Origin of the sequence: Ferrovibrio sp., assembly GCF_017994015.1 — a bacterium.
In the GTDB taxonomy this organism is placed as follows: Bacteria; Pseudomonadota; Alphaproteobacteria; order Ferrovibrionales; family Ferrovibrionaceae; genus Ferrovibrio.
Window position 1 is genome coordinate 1 of record NZ_JAGOLP010000036.1, and the last position, 18,711, is coordinate 18,711.

Consider the following 18,711-nt stretch of genomic DNA (forward strand, 5'->3'; position numbering starts at 1 on the left):
CCATCCGCTGAAGCATCAATTCACCCGCGCCATCCCGACCAGCCAGTGCATGACCTGCCACATGCACCAGCCCAACATCTTCCTCAATTCGATGCTCGGCTACACGATGTGGGATTACGAGCCGGATGCGCCGAAGATGTTTCCCACCAAGCAGAAATACCCCAGCCTTGAGGAAGAACACGCCATCCTGATGCGCAACCCGGAGGAAGCGGCGATTCGCGGCAAATGGGGTGATGTGGATTTCCTCAAGAAAGTGTGGGAACTGAATCCGGAATTGAAGGATACACAATTCGCCGATTATCACGGCCATGGCTGGAATTTCCGCGCCATCTTCAAACGCGATCGTAAGGGCAATCTGCTGGATGCGTCCGGCCGCAAGATCGACGACGAAGACCCGCAGAAATTCAAAAAAGCCGTGCATATGTCGTCGGTACATGTAGATGCCGGCATGCAATGCGTGGATTGCCATTTTGCCCAGGATTCACACGGCAACGGCTATATCTATGGTGAAGTGGCGAATGCCATCGAAATCCGCTGCAAGGATTGCCATGGCACGAGCGCCAGCCATCCCAGCCTGCGCACATCCGGCCCGGCAGCGCCGCCCGGCGGCACGGATCTATCGCTGCTGCGCTTGCAGGATGGCCGCCGCCGCTTTGAATGGCGCGGCACCGAATGCTACAAGCCGGCGACCGAAAAGCGCGATTGCAAGCTGATCCAGCGCGCCGCGCTGGACCCGAACCGGGAATGGGAAGTCAGCCTGGTGAAGGATACCGTCGATCCCGCCAATCCGCATTACAACGAGAAGGCGGCACGCGCCAAGCTGATGAGCAAGCTGCCCGGCGGCATTGCACCCGACAAAACCGGCAGCATGATGCAATGGGGCCCGGGCGTGGCGCCGGGCAAGCTGGCGCATGATGACAGCGAGATGGAATGTTATACCTGCCATCTATCCTGGACCACATCCTGCGCCGGCTGCCATCTGCCGATCCAGGCCAACCGCAAGACCGAACGCCACCATTATGAAGGCGGTGAAACCCGCAATTTCGCCACCTACAATCCGCAAGTGGCGCGCGACGAGATGTTCCAGCTCGGCCGCCATCAGAGCACCAAGGGCAACACCATTGCGCCGATCCGCTCGACCTCGGCGCTGATCCTTTCGTCTACCAATATCAACCGCGAGCGTATCTATATCCAGCAGCCGCCGATTGCCGCTTCGGGCTTTTCCAGCCAGGCCTTCGCGCCGCATTACCCACATACTGAACGCCGCACCGAAACAAAAACCTGCACTGATTGCCACGTTTCAGCCGCCAACGACAACAACGCGATCATGGCGCAGCTGCTGCTGCACGGCACCAACTTCGTCAACTTCGTCGGCTTCAATGCCTGGGCCGGCGCCGAAGGCGGTGTTGAGGCGGTGCAGGTGACGGAATGGGACGAGCCGCAGGCGGTGATCGGCAGCTTCCTGCACAAACATGCCTATCCGGATTATTTCGCCCAGCATCAGCAACGCGGCCGCAAGCTGCCTGAGGCGCCGGAGCTTGGCACATTCAGCCATGATGGCGGCAATGTCGGCTGCCTGCAATTGCGCGGCGAATACCTGTTTGCCGCCGAGGGCAGCAAGGGTTTCCGTGTTTATGATGTGGCCTCGATCGCCAACAAGGGCATCTCGCAGCGCATCATCACCGCACCATTCAGCCCGCTGGGCCAGGATACCCATGTGGCCAGCAAAAATGCCACCTGCATGGCGCTGCCCACCAACCAGCCGATTGCGCCGCAGCGTCAGATGAAAGATGAAGCAACGCGCAAGCTGATGTACGAGACCAACCAGGAGCAGGCCTTCCATCCAATTTATCATTACGCCTTCATCACCGATGCGGTGGAAGGTTTGATCGTGGTGGATGTGGATACCCTGGCCGATGGCGAGCCGCGCAACAATTTCCTTAAGCGGGCGCTGACCTGGAATGAGAACGGCGTGCTGGATGGCGCCCGCCACATCACCATCGCCGGTCATTATTTCTATATCACCACACCACGCGGCATCGTGGTGCTGGATATGAACGATCCGCTCAAGCCGAAGACCTTGGCGCAATTGCCGCTGGCCGGGGCACGGGCCACGGCACTGCAATTCCGCTACCTGTTTGTCACCCATGACGGCGGCTTCAGCGTGGTGGACGTGACCGATCCGAGCCGGCCGCGCCGCGTGGAAGGTGCCGAGATGGCAATCAAGGATGCCCGCCGGGTTTATCTGGCGCGCACCTTTGCCTATATCGCCGCCGGCGCCGATGGCCTGATGATCGTGGATATTGAAAAGCCGGAGCAGCCGAAACTGTATCAGCGCTACACCGCCGAGGGCCAGATCAAGGATGCCTCGGATGTCATCGTGGGCAGCACCAATGCCACGCTGTTTGCCTATGTGGCGGATGGCCGCCATGGCCTCAAAGTGGTGCAACTCACCTCGCCCGACAGCCAACCGGCTTTCTATGGTTTCAGCCCCGATCCGAAGCCGGAATTGATTGCCTGGAAACCCAGCCGCTGGCCGTTGCGCAGCTTGTCGAAGGGCCTCGACCGTGATCGCGGTGTGGATGAAACCGGCGGCCAAATTGCCGTATTCGGCCGCATCGGCTCGCGGCCGCTCAACATGCAGGAGCAGCGTCAGCTTTATCTCGACCGGCGCCAGAAATTGTGGAGCGTGACCGACGATGCCCAGCCGGGCGAATTCCAGCCGGCGAAAAAGCCATGAAGCTGCGCGGCACCCTGAGCCTGACCATCCTGGCGCTCTGTATGGCGACATCGGCGCATGCACAAGGTTTTCACGAAGCCCTGGCCGGCAAGACCATCGCCTTCAAGGCCGATATCAGTTTCCCACAGCCGGTGGTGTTGCAGCCCGGGCGCGGCGCCAGTTCGCTGGGCGCCGCCATCGCCATCGCCTATCTCAAACCCGATGGCAGCCTGCGGCTGAAACGCTGGAATGAGCCGAAGGGTGATTACGATCCGGTGGCAGATGGCCGCTGGACCACGGAAGACAACCAGCTTTGCCTGATTGCCGATTGGCCCCTGCTGAAGCGTGACCGCTTCTGCATGCGGCTGCGGCTTGATCCGCCGGTGATCTCTGGCCACGGCGCCGGCATCGATGCCCTGATCAAGGGCGATATCCGCCCCGGCAACCCGGACAGATTATAAGCGCGATCAGCGCTGCACCACCTGATCAAGCGCATCCAGCGCGGCGATAAAATCTGCCGGCTTGAACATTTCGTCATGCTCCACCGCCTTATAGGCGCGATCCAGCAATTCGTTATAACGCTTGAAGCGGGCCTCATCGATCTGGCCGCTGCGCTTGAGCGCATTCAGGATCGCCGCCACCGCCATTGTGGCCTGTTCGGCGGCGGCATAATCGGTATATTCGCGCGTGGCGGCATCGCGCAGCACGGCACGCAGCAGCTTCTGTGTGGCGGCGCCATCAAAGCGATGCTGCACCAGGCGGTCGATCAGCGGCGAAACAGTGGCGCGCATCGCATTGGCAGCAGCCACCATGGCTGGCAAGCTTTGCTGACTAGCCGCATGTAGCGCGCGCGAATGTTCCAGCAGCCGTTCGCCCAGGGCGGTATCAAGCTGCGCTGCGATCAGCCGCAGCATGATCATGTTGGCATCGTTGAGTCGCACCAGACCGGGGCCAAGCCCGGTGGAGGCGCGTGGCTCCCAGCGCAGATTCGACATCGGGTGGTGGCAGGAATGGCAATCGAAATGCACCAGTTCCGGGAACAGGCCCTGGCTGTTGCGATTGGGATCGGCCAAAGCCTCCAGCCCCATCTGCACCATCACTGCCTGGCCGATGGCCCAGGTCTGCACCGGATCGGCCACCTTCTTACGGGCGCGGTAATCATCATCGATGCGGAAATGCGCCGGCTGGGTGACGGTGAAGGTATCCAGTTCAAAGGCCATGCGCGGATGGCCGGCGCCCATGATGCGGTGCGTGACGAATTTATCCTTGGTGCCCATATGGCAGGACAGGCAGAGCTTGGCCCGCGCCACCGGTTCCTCGGTGGGATACATGCCGGCGGCCACATTCTGCGCATGGCTGGCGGCGCCCGAGATATGCACACCAAGCCAGCGCACCGAGCCGCCATGGCAGCTTTCGCAGCCGACACCATCGGAAATCTGGAAGGTCTTGGAGCGCAGATTCGGCGCCACGTTATTGGCGTGGCAATCCAGGCAGATCTTGGCTTCATGCGCGTTGGGCAAGCCAAGATTGGCAGCAATGCGCTTGGATTGAGCATTCAGCAGTGTGGCATAGGCCTTGGAATGCGGATCCTTGGTCTGCCAGGTGACATATTCGTTTTGCAGCACGGTGGAATTGCGCCAGGGAGTGACCGCGCCATGGCAGGTGGAGCCGGCGCAGGAGCCAACACCAAGATGGGTATCAGCGGCATATTGCGGCAGGGTCTGCGCTTGGCTTGCACCCGAGACAAAAGCCAGCATCAGCAGAGCGCCTAGCCCCACAGCCAAGGATAACCATTCCACTGCCCGCCCGTGCTTTGCCGTCACGCCCACATCCCCCGCTTACCTGCCGCGATTTTCGGCTGCATGGATCGAAATGGCAAGTGCTGGATTGACGCCGACGAGATGGCAGCCGACACTATGACAGGGGAGCCACCACAACCATACGCATGAAGCTGCATTCGCTTATTCGCCAACACCAATATGGGCCGCGCTTCTGGATTGCGCTGACCATGCTGGGCCTGTTGCTGCTGCCCTGGTATGCCCTGCCGGCTGGTGGCCTGGGTGATTGGCGTTGGCTGGCTGGCTATCCCGATCAAGCTTCGGCGCCGGCCTGGCTGCTGGCCTTGCAGCATGGCCGCCTCTGGCTCTGGCCGCTGCTGCTGCCGCCGCTTATCGCCTGGTTCGGCCAGCAGCGCCCGCCTTGGCTGATCGCCGCCGGCATAACCGGGCTGGCTTATCTGTTCGCACAGGGCTTCGCCATCGATCACAAAGGCCCGGTGCTGCATTGGCTTGGCGGCCTGGGTGCTGGCGGCCAGCCCGGCTTTGGCATCGGCGCGGCGCTTTATGGTCTGGGTGGCCTGATGCTGCTCAGCCTGGGCCTGGCGCGGCGCGGCTGGTGTCGGGGCGATGCCTTTGTGATTGCCGCCATTGGCGGCATCGTGGCACTGATTGTGCTGTTCGTTTTTTTCCCGGTGCTGATCGTGCTGGTGGAGGCGCTGAAAGGCGCCGATGGCAGTCTTTCGCTTGGCGCCTTCTGGCAACGGCTGGCCGATGCCTCGATCTGGAGCCTGGCCTGTCTGAGCGGGCCACAACGCTGCGGCGTCGCCTGGAACACATTATTCCTGGCCCTGCTGGTGGGCGCCGGCACCACCATTCTGGGTCTGGCTTTTGCCCTGATCGCAGTGCGCAGCGCCTTCCGCTATAAGCCGCTGCTGCGCGCCCTCACCCTGCTGCCGATCATCACGCCGCCCTTTGTGATCGGCCTGGCGCTGATCCTGCTATTCGGCCGTTCCGGTGCCGTAACAGCGCTGATGACAGACTGGTTCGACATTCCGCGCTCACGCTGGATTTATGGCCTGACCGGGGTGTTCATCGCGCAATTGCTGGCCTTCACACCCATCGCCTTCCTGGTGCTGATCGGCGTGGTGCAGGGCATCGCACCCTCACTGGAGGAAGCCGCGCAGACCTTGCGCGCCAATAGCTGGACCACTTTCCGCACCATCACCTGGCCGCTACTGCGGCCCGGCGTGGCCAATGCCTTCCTGCTCGGCTTTGTGGAAAGCCTGGCGGATTTTGGTAACCCGCTGGTGCTGGGCGGCAATTTCGATGTGTTGTCGACCAAAATCTTTTTCGCCGTGGTGGGCGCGGCGCATGAGCAGGGCCGCGCCGCCACGCTGGCCTTTGTGCTGCTGGCCTTCACGCTTGGCGTATTCTGGGCGCAGCAACGCTGGCTGGGCCGCAAGAGCTACACCACCATGACCGGCAAAGGCGATGCCGGCATTGCTCTTGCTTTGCCGCGCCGGGTGGCGCTTGCAGCCTATTGCCTGGCTTTGCCCTGGGCTTTGTTCACCGCCATCATCTATGCCACGATACTCTTTGGCGGCTTTGTCAAAGCCGTGGGGCGCGACCACAGCTTCACCCTGGCGCATTACCTGGCCGGTTTCAGCCTGGAATGGGGCGCCCGCGGCCTGCAATTCACCGGCGCGGCCTGGGATAGTTTCTGGGTCACGCTGGGGGTGGCCGCCAGTGCCGCGCCGCTCACCGCCGCCATCGGCATTCTCACTGCCTATCTGCTGGCGCGGCAGGATTTCCAGGGCCGCCGCGCCTTTGAATTCGGCACCCTGCTCAGCTTTGCCATTCCCGGCACGGTGATCGGCGTGGCCTATGTGATGGCGTTCAACACACCGCCGCTGGAACTGACCGGCACAGGCCTGATCCTGGTGCTGTGTTTTGTGTTCCGCAACATGCCGGTGGGCGTGCGCGCCGGGATCGCCAGTTTGAGCCAGATCGACAAAAGCCTGGACGAAGCCTCGCTGACCCTGGGCGCCGGCACCAGCGGCACGTTACGCCGCATCATGCTGCCGCTGCTGCGCCCGGCCATCGTGGCCGCCCTGGTCTACAGCTTCGTGCGCGCCATGACGGCGGTAAGCGCCGTTATCTTCCTGGTTACGGCGCAATATAATCTGTCCACCGCTTATATCGTTGGCCGTGTTGAAGCCGGTGAACTGGGCCTCGCCATCGCCTATTCTTCCGTATTGATCCTGGTGATGATCCTCGCCATCCTCGGCATCCAGCGGCTGGTGGGCGAACGCCGGCTCGGCCGCCGGGCACCGGAACAGATCGCCCCCTTGGGTGCTGGCTGACATGCAGGAGTGCACATCATGCTGAAACGCAGTTTATTCGCCGCCGCCCTGGCCCTGCTGATGACGACCGAGGCACGGGCGCAGAATCAGGTGACGGTATATTGCAGCCTGCTCAGCGAATGGTGCGAATTGATGCGCGCCAGCTTCGAGCGCGATACCGGCGTGAAGGCGATGGTGACCACCAAGAGCACCGGCGAGACCTTTGCCCAGATTCGCGCCGAAGCCGACAATCCGCGTGCCGATATCTGGTGGGGCGGACCAAGCGATTCGCATCTGCAAGCCGCCGAGCTGGGCCTGCTGGCGGAATACAAGAGCCCGACCCTGGCCAAGCTGCATCCTTGGGCGCAGCGCGCCGCCGAGATGTCGGGCTGGCGCAGTGTCGGCATCTATGCCGGCACGCTGGGCATCGTGTGGAACACCGAATCCCTGGCCAAGCGCAAACTGCCGGCGCCGAAATGCTGGGCCGACCTGCTCAACCCGGCCTATCGCGACGAAATCCAGATGTCGAATCCGGCCACGTCGGGCACTTCCTACACCGTGCTGGCAACGCTGGTGCAGATCATGGGCGAGGAACCGGCTTTCACCTATATGAAGAAGCTGCACGGCAACATGAACCAGTATCCGCGCTCGGGCGCGGCGCCGATGGCCAATGTGGTGCGCGGCGAAAGCCTGCTCGGCATCACCTGGATGTTTGCCGCCGTGGCCGAAGCACAACTCGGCGCCCCGGTCACTTCAGTGGCGCCCTGCGAAGGCACTGGCTACGAGATCGGCTCGATGTCGATCCTCAAGGGGGCCAAGAATCCGGAGGCGGCGCGGCGCTGGTATGAATATGCCCTCACCCCCACCGCCCAGGCTACCGGCGCGCGGGCCAAGAGCTATCAGATTCCGAGTCATGTGGAAGCGCCGATCCCGCCCAATACGCCGAAGCTGGAAGAAGTGAAACTGATCGATTACGACTTCGTGAAATACGGCTCAGCCGCCGAGCGCAAGCGGCTGCTGGAGCGTTGGGACAAGGAAGTGGCGGCGCTGCCGAAGTGAAAATCAAAAAAATTCTGGAGGAAACCATGCGTAACACTCTGCTTGCTGCTGCCCTCCTGGGTAGCACCGCCCTGCTTGCCGCCAGCCCGGCACAGGCACAGGTCACCGTCTATTGCAGCGCGCTGATGGATTGGTGCCAGTTGATGGCCAATGCTTTCGAGCGCCAGAGCGGCATCAAGGTGACAATGACGCAGAAAGGCTCGGGCGAGACCCTGGCGCAGATCCGCGCCGAGGCCAGCAACCCGAAGGGCGATATCTGGTGGGGCGGCACCGGCGATCCGCATCTGCAAATGGCCGAGGAAGGCTTGAGCGAATCGTATCGCTCGCCCAATCTGGAAAAGCTGCATGTTTGGGCGCAGAATCAGGCCAAACAATCCAATTACCGCACTGTGGGCATATATGCCGGCGCGCTCGGCTTTGCCTATAACACCGAATTGCTGGCCAAGAAAAAAGTGGCGGCGCCGGCCTGCTGGGCCGATCTGCTCAAGCCGGCCTACAAGGACGAAGTGCAGATTTCCAATCCGGCCTCCTCCGGCACCGCCTACACCGCCATCGCCACGCTGGTGCAGGTGATGGGCGAGGACAAGGCCTTTGACTATCTCAAGGCGCTGCACGGCCAAGTGAATCAATATACCCGCTCCGGCCCGGCGCCGGCGCGCAACACGGCGCGCGGCGAAACCATGATCGGCGTGATGTTCATGCATGATGCCGTGGCCGAGGCGGTGGAAGGTTTTCCGGTGGCGGTGCAGCCGCCCTGCGAAGGCACCGGCTACGAGATCGGCTCGATGTCGCTCATCAAGGGCGGCCGCAATCTGGAAAATGCCAAAAAATGGTATGAATTTGCACTCACGCCGGAAGCCCAGGCTTTGGCGGTGCAGGGCAAGTCATATCAGGTGCCGAGCAACCCGGCGACGCCAACCCCGCCCAAGGCACCGCGCCTGGAACAGATGAAGCTGATCAACTACGACTTTGCCAAATATGGCACTTCCGCCGAGCGCAAACGCCTGATCGCGCGCTGGGAAAAGGATGTAGCATCGCAGCCGAAATGAACCAGACCACACCAGCTTCCGTCGAATTCCGCCAGGTGGTGAAGCGCTATGGCGACTTCACTGCCGTAGCGGGCGTGTCGTTCAGCGTGGCGGCTGGCAGCCTGGTGACATTGCTGGGGCCTTCAGGCTGCGGCAAGACCACCACATTGCGCCTGGTGGCCGGACTGGAAATGGCTTCTGCCGGACAAATCCTGATCGGCGGCAAGGATGTGACGCGGCTTGCGGCGGCGGAACGCGGCGTCAGCATGGTGTTTCAATCTTATGCCCTGTTTCCGCATATGAGCGTGCTGGAAAATGCCGCCTATGGCCCGCTGGTCAGCGGCTTGCCGAAAGCCCAAGCCGAGGCGATGGCGCAAGAGAAACTTCGCCTGATGGGCCTGGCCGGCCTGGAGCAGCGGCTGCCATCGGAGCTTTCCGGCGGCCAGCAGCAACGCGTGGCGGTGGCCCGCGCCCTGGTGCTGGAACCCACCGTGCTGCTGTTTGACGAACCATTGTCGAATCTGGATGCCAAGCTGCGCCGCCGGGTGCGCGAGGATATCCGCGACCTGCAACAGAGCCTCAAGCTTACCGTGGTTTATGTCACCCATGACCAGCAGGAAGCATTGGCGGTTTCCGACCGCATCATCGTGATGTCGAATGCGCGCATCGCCCAGGAGGGCAGTCCGCGCGACCTGTATGAACGGCCGGTTGATCTGTTCGTGGCCGATTTCATCGGCGATGCCAATCTGCTGGATGTAGAAGTTATTCCGCTGGATGCCGAGCGGGCGCAAGCACGCTTGGGCAATGTGGTGCTGGAATTGCCGCGCCGCGGCCTGGGCGCGGGAGTGGCAAAAATCGCCGCACGACCCGAAGCGCTGATCTTGAGTGAAACCGCGCCGGCCGGCCCGGCCCTGTTTGGCACGATCCGCAAGGCGGCCTATCTCGGCACCCATATGGAATATACGGTGGCGACGCCGCAGGGCGAGATATTCGTTGTGGATCGCCAGGTCGGCCGGCCGCTGGCAATTGGCGCCGATGCCTGGATCGGCTTTGGCAGCGGCGGCGTCACATTGGTGCCGGCTTCGGCCTAGAGCACGCGGTGATTAGATTGGTGCGCTGCGCCGCGGCGCTTTTGCGTTATGCGGAGGAGCCCGGCGCCGGGCGTAGTGGGGCTACGGACAAGCCGGGCGACACGCGCAACACGCAAAAGCGCCCGGCCCCTTTGGGGTTGCGCCTGGAGGCGGCATCCGCGTCAATCTAATCACCGCGTGCTCTAAGTGCAAGCAGCAGCAGCACAATCCAGCCCAGGATGGTCCAACCCAGCGCCGCATTGGCGATCAGGATCAGGCCGGCGCGTGGTGCCCGACGCCGCCAGGCAATCAGCGCAGGCAGAAAATACACCGCGCCGACCATGATGGCAAAAACCAGAAACGGTAATCCTGTCATGATGATCGGCGCGGTTATTGTTCAGCCGACCGGCAATGTGCTTTTAACTGAAGCCCGCTCGTTGAACTTGGCGGCCCAGGCAGCGGCAGTCTTGTAGCTATCCTGCCACTTCATGTCGGCATAGCGGAAATCCAGATAGCCCAGCGCGCAGGCAATGCTGATCAGGCCGATATCGATGCCATCGCCGAATGACGCCGCCTGACGCTCGATCTCTTCCAGGCTGCCGATCACCTTCTTCATCTGGCCCTGCGACCAGTCGGCCCAGCGCACCGGCTCGGGGCGCAGGAAGCCCTCGTAACGCACCAGCAAGGCCGCATCGAGCAAGCCGTCGCCCAGCGACTGGCGGGTCAAGGCGGTCCAGCGCGCTGCGCCGCTGGCGGGAAACAGCTTGCCGCCGCCCAGCGCATCAAGATATTCGCAGATCACCCGGCTGTCATACAGCGCCATGCCGTCATCGGTCAGCAGGGTCGGCACCTTGGCCAGCGGATTGCTGGCCGCCACCAGTTCGTCGCGCGCCACCGGCGACACGGTCTTGTTGATCCGTTCGATCTTGTCGGCCAGGCCGGTTTCAATGGCAACAATCGAGACTTTGCGCACATAGGGCGAAGTCGGCGAGTAATACAGCTTCATGGCGTTTCCCTTGGTCCTTTTTTGGGGCGGTTACTGAATGAAAATCATGGCCGCAAAGCGGCAAGCGTGGCCTGGGCGCGCGAGGTGATGCCGGCCCAATCGCGGGCGCGCACCAGTGTTTCGGGCGCCAGCCAGGAGCCACCGACACAGGGCACATTGGGCAATGCCAGATAGGCCTTGGCCTTTTCCGCATCGATGCCGCCGGTGGGGCAGAAGCGCAGTTCCGGCACCGGGCCGCTCACCGCCTTGAGATAGGCAGCGCCGCCGGCAGGTTCGGCCGGGAAGAATTTCAGATGATCGAAGCCGAGATCGCGCAAGGCCAGCATCTCGCTCAGGCTGGCGCTGCCGGGCAAGGCCGGCAGACCGGATTTGGCCACGGCCTCTGCCAGTTTCGGTGGCGTGCCGGGGGTGACGATAAACTGCGCGCCGGCATCGCGGGCGGCGGCAAGTTGGCGATGATCCAGCACCGAGCCGATGCCCAGCACAATGCCCGGCACGGCTTTTGCCACCCGGGCTGCTGCTTCCAGCGCCTGTGGTGTGCGCAGGGTGATCTCGATGATGCCGATGCCGCCTGCGAGCAGGGCTTCGGCAAGTGGCACGGCATCCTGCACCGCCTCCACCACCACAACCGGGATTACGGGCGAAAGGGCGGCGATTTCGGCGATGCTGCGCGTCATGGCGCGGAGAGTAGCCCGGCCTTCAGAAGCCGGCAACGGCTCCGTCGCTGCGCGGATCGGTAGCACCTTCCAGGCTGCCATCGGGGTGCCGCACAATGGCACCGGCATGGCCCATCGTGGCGGTGAAATCCGCCAGCAACTCGATATCATGGCCGGCGCGGCGCAGACGCGCCACCAGATCGGGATCGAAGCGGCCTTCCAGCTTCAGCGTGATGCTGTTTTCGCCCCAGGTCTTGCCCAAAAGCCAGCGCGGCGCGGTTACTGCCTGCTGCAAGGGCTGGCCAAACAGGCCATAGCGACTGAACAAGGCCGACTGGGTTTGCGGCTGGCCCTCGCCGCCCATGGTGCCATACACCATGTCGCGGCCATCCTTGAAGCGCGCCAGCGCCGGATTGAGGGTGTGGAACGGGCGACGGCCCGGCGCCAGCAGGCGCGGCCCCTGGCCATCCAGCATGAAGCTGGAGCCCCTGTTCTGCCACACGATGCCGCTTTCCGGCAGCACACAGCCGGACCCGAATTCAAAATAGATGCTCTGGATGAAGCTGGCCTGGCGGCCTTCGCCATCAATCGCGCCCATCCATACCGTGTCGCCCGGATTGGCCGGATAGGGCCAGGGCAAAGCCTGCTCGCGGTTGATCCGCTGCACCAGGGCATCCAAAGCCGCCGGCTCCAGATAGCGCTGCGGCTGTTCAGTCATGCTATCGGGATCGCCCAGGATACGATCACGCACCAGAAAGGCCTGTTTGGTGGCTTCAACCAGGCCATGGATATGCTCAAAGCCCTCGGCCTCGCGCACCCCCAGGCGATCAAACAGGCCCAGGATCATCAGCGAGGCAAAACCCTGGGTCGGCGGGGCGAAATTATAGAGCGTGGCCTCGCCCAGTTCGACCGACAGGGCGGCGGGGCGCCGCGCCTGATGCGCGGCCAGATCGCCGGCGGTCAGCGGCGTGCCGAAGCGAGCATGGTCGGCAGCCATGCTGCGCGCCAGTTCGCCGCGATAAAAATCATCCGTGCCGGCCTGGCCAATGCGGCGCAGGGCGGCACCCAGCGCCGGCAGCTTCATGATCTGACCTTCGCGCGGCAAGCGGCCATCGATCAGGAACACCTCCTTGAAGCCGGGCGCATCCTTGAGTTCCGGCCATTTCGCCTCGGTCAGCTCGGCCTGGCTGAGCGTGACGGCAAAACCATGCTCGGCATGCCAGGCGGCTTCTTCCACCAATCGCGCCAGCGGCAGGCGGCCGCCCCAATCGGCGGCGATCCGCAAAACCTCGCCCCAGCCTGAGATTGTGCCGGCCACCGTGTTGGCGGCCAGCGGCCCGCGCCAGGGAATACTGGCCAGGCCCTGCGCCTTGTAAAGTGCCGGGCTGGCCGCCGCCACGGCAGCACCGCAACCCTCCACCGCCTCTGGCGCTTGCCCCGGCTGTGCCACCAGCCAGAAACCGTCGCCGCCGATGCTGGTCATATGCGGATAGACCACGGCCAAAGCCGCCGCCATCGCCACTGTGGCCTCAATGGCATTGCCGCCTTCACGCAACACAGCCAAGCCGGCCTGCGACGCCAGATGATGCGGCGCTGTTACCATGCCTCGGCGGGAACGCGGGGTATGCAACATGACTGAACCTCAAAACCTCGCTGGCTTCGCCCCGCCGCCCGGCCTTACCAGCCGATGGCCTTGGGCAGCCAAGTGGCGATGGACGGCGTGTAGAAAACGATCACCACGGTTAAAAACTGCAGCCCGATGAATGGGACCACACCCTTGTAGATGTCAAGCGTTGTCACCTCTGGCGGCGCTACACCACGCAGATAGAACAACGCCCAGCCGAACGGTGGGGTCAGGAACGAGGTTTGCAGGTTGAGCGCGATCAGTGTGGCAACCCAAACCATATCCACGCCGGCTGCCTGCAAAATCGGCAGAAACAGCGGCACCACGATATAGCTGATCTCGATCCACTCTATGAAAAAACCTAGAATCAAGATCAAAATCATCATGAACCACAGCACACCTTCGGTGCCGCCGGGTACGATCTTGAAGAAATCATGCACCAGTTGTTCGCCTTGCAGGCCACGGAAGGCGAGGGCAAAAACCTGCGCGCAGATCAGGATGAACATCATCGAGGCGGTGATGCGGCCGGTAGCGTAGACGGTTTCCTTCAGCATGCCCCAATTCAGCCGGCCGGAAAGCGCCGCCACCAGGATCGAGCCGAGCGCGCCCATCGACGCCGCCTCGGTTGGCGCTGCCACGCCACCGATGATTGAACCCAGCACCATCAGCACCAGGGCAATCGGCGGCAGGCCGACCTTGAGAGTCTTTTGCAGCAATTCCTTGCGGCTCATTGCGAAGCGTTCATCTGCCGGGATCGGCGGCACCATTTCCGGCCGCACCATACCGACCACCAGCAGGTAGAGACAGAAAATGGCAGCCAGCAGCATGCCGGGCAGCAGCGCAGCGGCAAACAGCGTGCCGACGGACTGGCCTAGAATATCGGCCAGCAGGATCAGAATGGTGCTGGGCGGAATAATCTGGCCCAGCGTGCCGGAAGCGCAGATTGTGCCACAGGCAATCGACTTGTTGTAACCGCGCTTGAGCAAGGTGGGCAAGGTAAGCAGCCCCAGCGTGACGATGGTAGCACCAACAATGCCGGTGGTGGCGCCCATCAGCACGCCCACCAGCACAATACCGATGCCCATGCCGCCACGCACGCCACCCGAAAGATGCCCGATCACTTCCATCAGGTCATTGGCGATTTTTGACTTCTCCAGCATCATGCCCATGAAGACAAAAAGCGGGATGGCGATCAGCGTGTAATTGGCGGTGACACCGAAGATGCGCGCCGGCAGCAGGTTGAACAGCAGCGAGCCGAAACCGAGCCAGCCGAAGACAAAGCCGCTGATTGCCAAGGTGAGTGCCACCGGCACGCCAACGGCAAGCAGCAGGAAGAAGGAAACGATACAGGCTATCGCCAGGATTTCATTAAGCGGCATGTTCCAACTCGTGTTCCGGCTTCGCAGCCGGCGGTTCTCCGCCGAGCAGGACAATCAGCGCGCGCAAGCTGGCAGCCAGGCTTTGCAGCAGCAGCAACGTGAAGCCGGCCGGGATCATGGATTTCAGGATGAAGCGATAGGGCAGCCCACCGGGATCGGGCGATCCCTCGCCGATGCGATAGGATTGCTCGACATAGCCATAGCTCAGCTTGATGATGATGGCGCAAAGCGCCACGGCGCAGAGGCAGGAGATGAATTCGATAATACGCTGCCAGTGGGGTGAAAAGCGGCCATAGAGAATATCCACCCGCACATGGCCTTCATGCTTGATTGCATAAGCCATGCAGAGCAGCGAAACCGGCGCCATCAGATGCCATTCCAGTTCCTGCATTGCCACCGAGCCGGTATGGAAGCCGTAGCGCAGCAACACGTTGAAGGCCATCACCAGCACCAGCGCAAAGCCGGTCCAGGAAGCAAGGCGACCGGAAACCTCGACCACATGGTCGAGGCCCCCGGCCCAGCGGCTTAGCCGCTCGGGTGCAAACAACACGCGCGTATTTCCGTTCAGCCCATCGAACCGCGGATCTGGGTTTGATAGACCGATTCAGAAATACCGGCCCATTTGTCATGCTTGGCCTTGAAGGCCATGAAGCTGTCATGCACCTTCTTCACCGTCGCATCCTTGGCTGCACCTTCGTTCAGCACCTGCACAGTGACATCGCGCAGCTTGGCCACAATGGCCGGTGGCAACGGCTGAGCGATGACGCCTTGATTGGTCACCAGATCGTCCAGCGCCTCGGCATTGGTCGCTTCGCACCAGGTATGGCTGATGGTGTTGCAGGCAGCAGCGGCGGCCTTGACGATTTCCTTCAGGTCATCGGGCAGCGAGGCCCAGGCCTTGGCATTGACGATCAGCTCGGTGACGTTGCTCGGTTCATGCCAGCCGGTGGTGTAGTAGTATTTCGCCGCCTTCTGCAAACCAAGACGACGATCCTGATAGGGGCCGACGAATTCCGCCGCATCGATCACGCCACGCTCCAGCGCCGGGAAGATTTCACCACCGGGCAGCAGCTTCACATCCACGCCGAGTGCCGCATAAACCTTGCCGGCCAGGCCGGGGATGCGCATCTTGAGGCCCTTGTAATCCTCTACGCTGTTGATCGGCTTGCGATACCAGCCGGTCATCTGCACGCCGGTATTGCCCATCGCCATCGGCACCAGGTCAAACGGCTTGTAGAGGTCTTCCCACAGCTTCTGGCCGCCACCGTGGTAGAGCCACGCGGTCATGCCCTGAAAATTCAGGCCGAACGGCACCGTGGTGAAATACTGCGCGGCGGCCGACTTGCCGGCCCAGAAATAGCTGTTGGCGGCATTCATCTCCACCACGCCTTTTGACACCGCGTCAAAGCCTTCCAGCGCCGGAATCAATTCACCGGCGGCAAAATGCTGGATGGTGAGCCGGCCAGCCGACAGCTTCTTCACCATGTCGCAGAAATCGGTTGGGCTGCCGGGACCTGCCACATAGAAGGGCGAGCCCGGGCCATAGGCATTGGTCATCTTCCACTGGAAGGTCTTGGCCTGCGCGGTGACGATATTCGGCTTGGCGAACACGCCGACGGCGGCGCCGGCAAGGCCGGCTTTCACGAGCGAGCGTCGGTTGATCGGCGTTTTGCGGGTCATCTGGCTGCCTCTTTTGCGATTTGTCTGCCTGGGAAGTCTGAAAGCTTTCCGACCGCACCCGTCGCCCTGTGGCCCAAGGCCATTTTGCATACAGTGTGCAATCAGACCACAAACTGTGTGCAATCGGCGTGCCAGATCGCATTCACTTCTTTTTCGGCGCTATAAACGGCAAAACGCGCCGGGATGGCTATCATCCGGCGCGTTTCTGCCCGCATTCGCGGCAATCGCCTGCCCAACAGGGCGGCAACCGTTATCGGGTTCTTTATTAGATACCGCTCAAACCTTGTTCTGGCGGTTGGTGATCAGATCATCCACCACACTCGGATCGGCCAGGGTGGACGTATCACCCAAGGCACCGAATTCATTCTCGGCAATCTTGCGCAGGATGCGGCGCATGATCTTGCCCGACCGGGTTTTCGGCAGGCCGGGCGCCCATTGGATCACATCCGGCGTGGCAATCGGGCCGATCAGCGTACGCACATGCTTGACCAGCTCGGCGCGCAATGCGTCGGTGGCAGAGATGCCGGCCTTGAGCGTGACATAGGCATAGATGCCCTGGCCCTTGATATCGTGCGGATAGCCGACCACGGCGGCTTCGGCCACCATCATATGTGCCACCAGGGCGCTTTCCACTTCAGCCGTGCCCATGCGATGGCCGGAAACATTGATCACATCGTCAACCCGGCCGGTGATCCAGTAATAGCCATCGGCATCGCGGCGGCAGCCATCGCCGGTGAAATATTTGCCCGGGAAGGTGCTGAAATAGGTGTCGATGAAACGCTGGTGGTCGCCATAGACGGTGCGCATCTGGCCCGGCCAGCTTTCCGAGATGCAGAGATTGCCCTCGGTGGCGCCGTCCAGCACCTTGCCATCGCCATCAACAATCTCCGGCTTGACGCCGAAGAATGGCAGCGTGGCCGAGCCCGGCTTCTGCGCAATGGCGCCGGGCAGCGGCGTGATAAGAATACCGCCGGTTTCGGTCTGCCACCAGGTATCTACAATCGGGCAGCGGCCATCGCCCACCACGCGGTGATACCACAGCCAAGCTTCCGGATTGATCGGCTCGCCCACCGAGCCGAGCAGGCGCAAGCTTGCGCGGCTGGTGCTTTTCACCGGCGCCTCGCCCTCGCGCATCAGGGCGCGGATCGCGGTTGGCGCGGTATAGAAGATGTTGACCTTGTGCTTGTCGATCACCTGCCAGAAGCGCGAGGCATCCGGATAATTCGGCACCCCTTCAAACATCAGCGTGGTGGCGCCATTGGCCAGCGGGCCATAGAGGATGTAGCTATGGCCGGTGACCCAGCCGACATCCGCAGTACACCAGTAGATATCGCCATCATGGTAATCAAACACATACTGGTGCGTCATGGCGGCATAGACCAGATAGCCGCCCGAGGTGTGCAGCACGCCCTTGGGCTTGCCGGTGGAACCCGATGTGTAGAGGATGAAGAGCGGATCTTCCGCGCCCATCGGCTCGGGCGGGCAATCAGCCGGCACCTTGGCGGCTTCCTCATGCAGCCAGATATCGCGGCCTTCCTGCCACGCGATCTTGCCGCCGGTATGGCGCACCACCAGCACCTTTTCCACGCCCGGGCAGGATAACAGCGCCGCATCGGCATTGGCTTTGAGCGGCACGCCGCGGCCGCCGCGCAGACCCTCATCGGCGGTGATGATGAATTTGCTGTCGCAATCCTGGATGCGGTTGGCCAAGGAATCCGGCGAGAAACCGCCAAATACTACGGAATGGATGGCGCCGATGCGGGCGCAGGCCAGCATGGCATAGGCGGCGGCCGGGATCATCGGCAGGTAGATGGTGACACGGTCGCCCTTCTTGACCCCGTGCGCCTTCATCACATTGGCCAGGCGGCAGACCTCGGCATGCAATTGCCGATAGCTGATATGTGCCGACTTGGCCGGGTCGTCGCCTTCCCAGATGATCGCGGTCTGGTCGCCGCGCTTTTCCAGATGGCGGTCAATACAATTGGCCGAAACATTCAGCACGCCATCCTGGAACCAGCGGATATGCAGGTCTTCCTTGGCGTAGGAAACATCCTTGACCTGGGTATAGGGCGTGATCCAGTCGATCCGCTTGCCCTGCTCACCCCAGAAACCGGCCGGGTCGGCAAGCGACTGGGCATACATGGCCTTGTATTTGTCGGCATCGATCCAAGCCCGCTCGGCCCAGGCATCGGCAACCGGAAACAGCTCATTCTCGGCCATGTGAATCTCCCTTTAAACGGTGTTTTTTGGGCGCAGCAGCGCTTGGCATCTGTTCAATGCCAATTATTCACAAAAGCCGCCGCAAGGCCAAGCGCGAGGCGGCGCTTTTCGACTAAAGCACTACATGGCAAGGTTTCTGCACCGTTATGG

At 62.1% G+C, this 18,711-nt stretch carries 15 protein-coding genes; 6 read left to right on the plus strand and 9 right to left on the minus strand.

All coding sequences use genetic code 11. The features are described 5' to 3' along the window. Together KBB36_RS15045 and KBB36_RS15050 are read left to right on the plus strand one after the other, a co-directional pair. Positions 1-2,740: hypothetical protein (locus KBB36_RS15045; protein ID WP_290982540.1), on the plus strand; the 2,740-nt coding region annotated here is incomplete at its 5' end. Continuing rightward, positions 2,737-3,180, plus strand: coding sequence for a hypothetical protein (locus KBB36_RS15050; RefSeq protein ID WP_290982542.1), 444 nt, complete (start codon positions 2,737-2,739; stop codon positions 3,178-3,180). The genes KBB36_RS15045 and KBB36_RS15050, both read left to right, overlap by 4 nt. A gap of 6 nt (positions 3,181-3,186) precedes the next feature. On the opposite strand, the gene KBB36_RS15055 is transcribed toward KBB36_RS15050, so the two are convergent. Further along, the gene (locus KBB36_RS15055) at positions 3,187-4,497 is read right to left on the minus strand and encodes a multiheme c-type cytochrome (protein WP_290982617.1); all 1,311 of its coding nucleotides are present in this window, start codon (positions 4,495-4,497) and stop codon (positions 3,187-3,189) included. A gap of 230 nt (positions 4,498-4,727) precedes the next feature. Here KBB36_RS15055 and KBB36_RS15060 point away from each other — a divergent pair, with 230 nt between their 5' ends. Genes KBB36_RS15060 through KBB36_RS15075 form a run of 4 tightly spaced genes read left to right on the plus strand, consistent with a single transcriptional unit; the run spans position 4,728 to position 10,017 of the window. Continuing rightward, entirely contained in the window at positions 4,728-6,860 is a 2,133-nt protein-coding gene (locus KBB36_RS15060; protein WP_290982544.1) for an iron ABC transporter permease, read from the plus strand. A gap of 18 nt (positions 6,861-6,878) precedes the next feature. Continuing rightward, on the plus strand, positions 6,879-7,898 hold the full coding sequence (locus tag KBB36_RS15065; protein WP_290982547.1) for an ABC transporter substrate-binding protein: 1,020 nt from the start codon (positions 6,879-6,881) through the stop codon (positions 7,896-7,898). A 26-nt stretch (positions 7,899-7,924) separates the two neighbouring features. Then, positions 7,925-8,947 (plus strand): ABC transporter substrate-binding protein, encoded by a 1,023-nt coding sequence (locus tag KBB36_RS15070; protein ID WP_290982550.1) that lies wholly within the window; start codon positions 7,925-7,927, stop codon positions 8,945-8,947. Next, the gene (locus KBB36_RS15075; protein WP_290982553.1) at positions 8,944-10,017 is read left to right on the plus strand and encodes an ABC transporter ATP-binding protein; all 1,074 of its coding nucleotides are present in this window, start codon (positions 8,944-8,946) and stop codon (positions 10,015-10,017) included. Before KBB36_RS15070 ends, KBB36_RS15075 begins: the two co-directional genes overlap by 4 nt. 166 nt (positions 10,018-10,183) lie before the next feature. Here the strand turns inward: KBB36_RS15075 and KBB36_RS15080 are convergent, their stop codons facing one another. The 8 genes from KBB36_RS15080 to acs form a co-directional block, all read right to left on the minus strand. Beyond that, on the minus strand, positions 10,184-10,372 hold the full coding sequence (locus tag KBB36_RS15080) for a superinfection immunity protein (RefSeq protein WP_290982556.1): 189 nt from the start codon (positions 10,370-10,372) through the stop codon (positions 10,184-10,186). A 21-nt stretch (positions 10,373-10,393) separates the two neighbouring features. Further along, positions 10,394-11,002 carry a glutathione S-transferase gene (locus KBB36_RS15085; RefSeq protein ID WP_290982559.1) on the minus strand — a complete coding sequence of 203 codons (609 nt, stop codon included), beginning with the start codon at positions 11,000-11,002 and terminating at the stop codon, positions 10,394-10,396. Positions 11,003-11,046: 44 nt separating this feature from the next. Continuing rightward, a complete protein-coding gene (gene eda, locus KBB36_RS15090) occupies positions 11,047-11,679 on the minus strand; it encodes a bifunctional 4-hydroxy-2-oxoglutarate aldolase/2-dehydro-3-deoxy-phosphogluconate aldolase (RefSeq protein WP_290982562.1) in 633 nt (210 codons plus the stop codon). Between the two features lie 22 nt (positions 11,680-11,701). Continuing rightward, positions 11,702-13,291, minus strand: coding sequence for a gamma-glutamyltransferase (locus tag KBB36_RS15095; RefSeq protein ID WP_290982565.1), 1,590 nt, complete (start codon positions 13,289-13,291; stop codon positions 11,702-11,704). Between the two features lie 44 nt (positions 13,292-13,335). Then, the gene (locus tag KBB36_RS15100; protein ID WP_290982568.1) at positions 13,336-14,661 is read right to left on the minus strand and encodes a TRAP transporter large permease subunit; all 1,326 of its coding nucleotides are present in this window, start codon (positions 14,659-14,661) and stop codon (positions 13,336-13,338) included. Next, complete coding sequence (locus KBB36_RS15105) at positions 14,651-15,211, minus strand: TRAP transporter small permease subunit (RefSeq protein ID WP_290982572.1); 561 nt, start codon at positions 15,209-15,211, stop codon at positions 14,651-14,653. The genes KBB36_RS15100 and KBB36_RS15105 overlap by 11 nt, the downstream gene beginning before the upstream one ends. 14 nt (positions 15,212-15,225) lie before the next feature. Beyond that, the gene (locus KBB36_RS15110; protein WP_290982576.1) at positions 15,226-16,341 is read right to left on the minus strand and encodes a TRAP transporter substrate-binding protein; all 1,116 of its coding nucleotides are present in this window, start codon (positions 16,339-16,341) and stop codon (positions 15,226-15,228) included. A gap of 276 nt (positions 16,342-16,617) precedes the next feature. Beyond that, positions 16,618-18,561, minus strand: a complete 1,944-nt coding sequence (gene acs / locus KBB36_RS15115; RefSeq protein ID WP_290982579.1) for an acetate--CoA ligase — start codon at positions 18,559-18,561, stop codon at positions 16,618-16,620. Between the last annotated feature and the right edge of the window lie 150 nt (positions 18,562-18,711).

What these genes read in the sequence shown, in the direction of transcription:
- KBB36_RS15065 (WP_290982547.1), top strand. Translation starts at nt 6,879, where the DNA reads ATGCTGAAACGCAGTTTATTCGCCGCCGCCCTGGCCCTGCTGATGACG.
- KBB36_RS15110 (WP_290982576.1), bottom strand. Translation starts at nt 16,341, where the DNA reads ATGACCCGCAAAACGCCGATCAACCGACGCTCGCTCGTGAAAGCCGGC.
- KBB36_RS15080 (WP_290982556.1), bottom strand. Translation starts at nt 10,372, where the DNA reads ATGACAGGATTACCGTTTCTGGTTTTTGCCATCATGGTCGGCGCGGTG.
- KBB36_RS15095 (WP_290982565.1), bottom strand. Translation starts at nt 13,291, where the DNA reads ATGTTGCATACCCCGCGTTCCCGCCGAGGCATGGTAACAGCGCCGCAT.
- KBB36_RS15075 (WP_290982553.1), top strand. Translation starts at nt 8,944, where the DNA reads ATGAACCAGACCACACCAGCTTCCGTCGAATTCCGCCAGGTGGTGAAG.
- KBB36_RS15060 (WP_290982544.1), top strand. Translation starts at nt 4,728, where the DNA reads ATGCTGGGCCTGTTGCTGCTGCCCTGGTATGCCCTGCCGGCTGGTGGC.
- KBB36_RS15085 (WP_290982559.1), bottom strand. Translation starts at nt 11,002, where the DNA reads ATGAAGCTGTATTACTCGCCGACTTCGCCCTATGTGCGCAAAGTCTCG.
- KBB36_RS15100 (WP_290982568.1), bottom strand. Translation starts at nt 14,661, where the DNA reads ATGCCGCTTAATGAAATCCTGGCGATAGCCTGTATCGTTTCCTTCTTC.
- KBB36_RS15070 (WP_290982550.1), top strand. Translation starts at nt 7,925, where the DNA reads ATGCGTAACACTCTGCTTGCTGCTGCCCTCCTGGGTAGCACCGCCCTG.
- KBB36_RS15050 (WP_290982542.1), top strand. Translation starts at nt 2,737, where the DNA reads ATGAAGCTGCGCGGCACCCTGAGCCTGACCATCCTGGCGCTCTGTATG.
- acs (WP_290982579.1), bottom strand. Translation starts at nt 18,561, where the DNA reads ATGGCCGAGAATGAGCTGTTTCCGGTTGCCGATGCCTGGGCCGAGCGG.
- eda (WP_290982562.1), bottom strand. Translation starts at nt 11,679, where the DNA reads ATGACGCGCAGCATCGCCGAAATCGCCGCCCTTTCGCCCGTAATCCCG.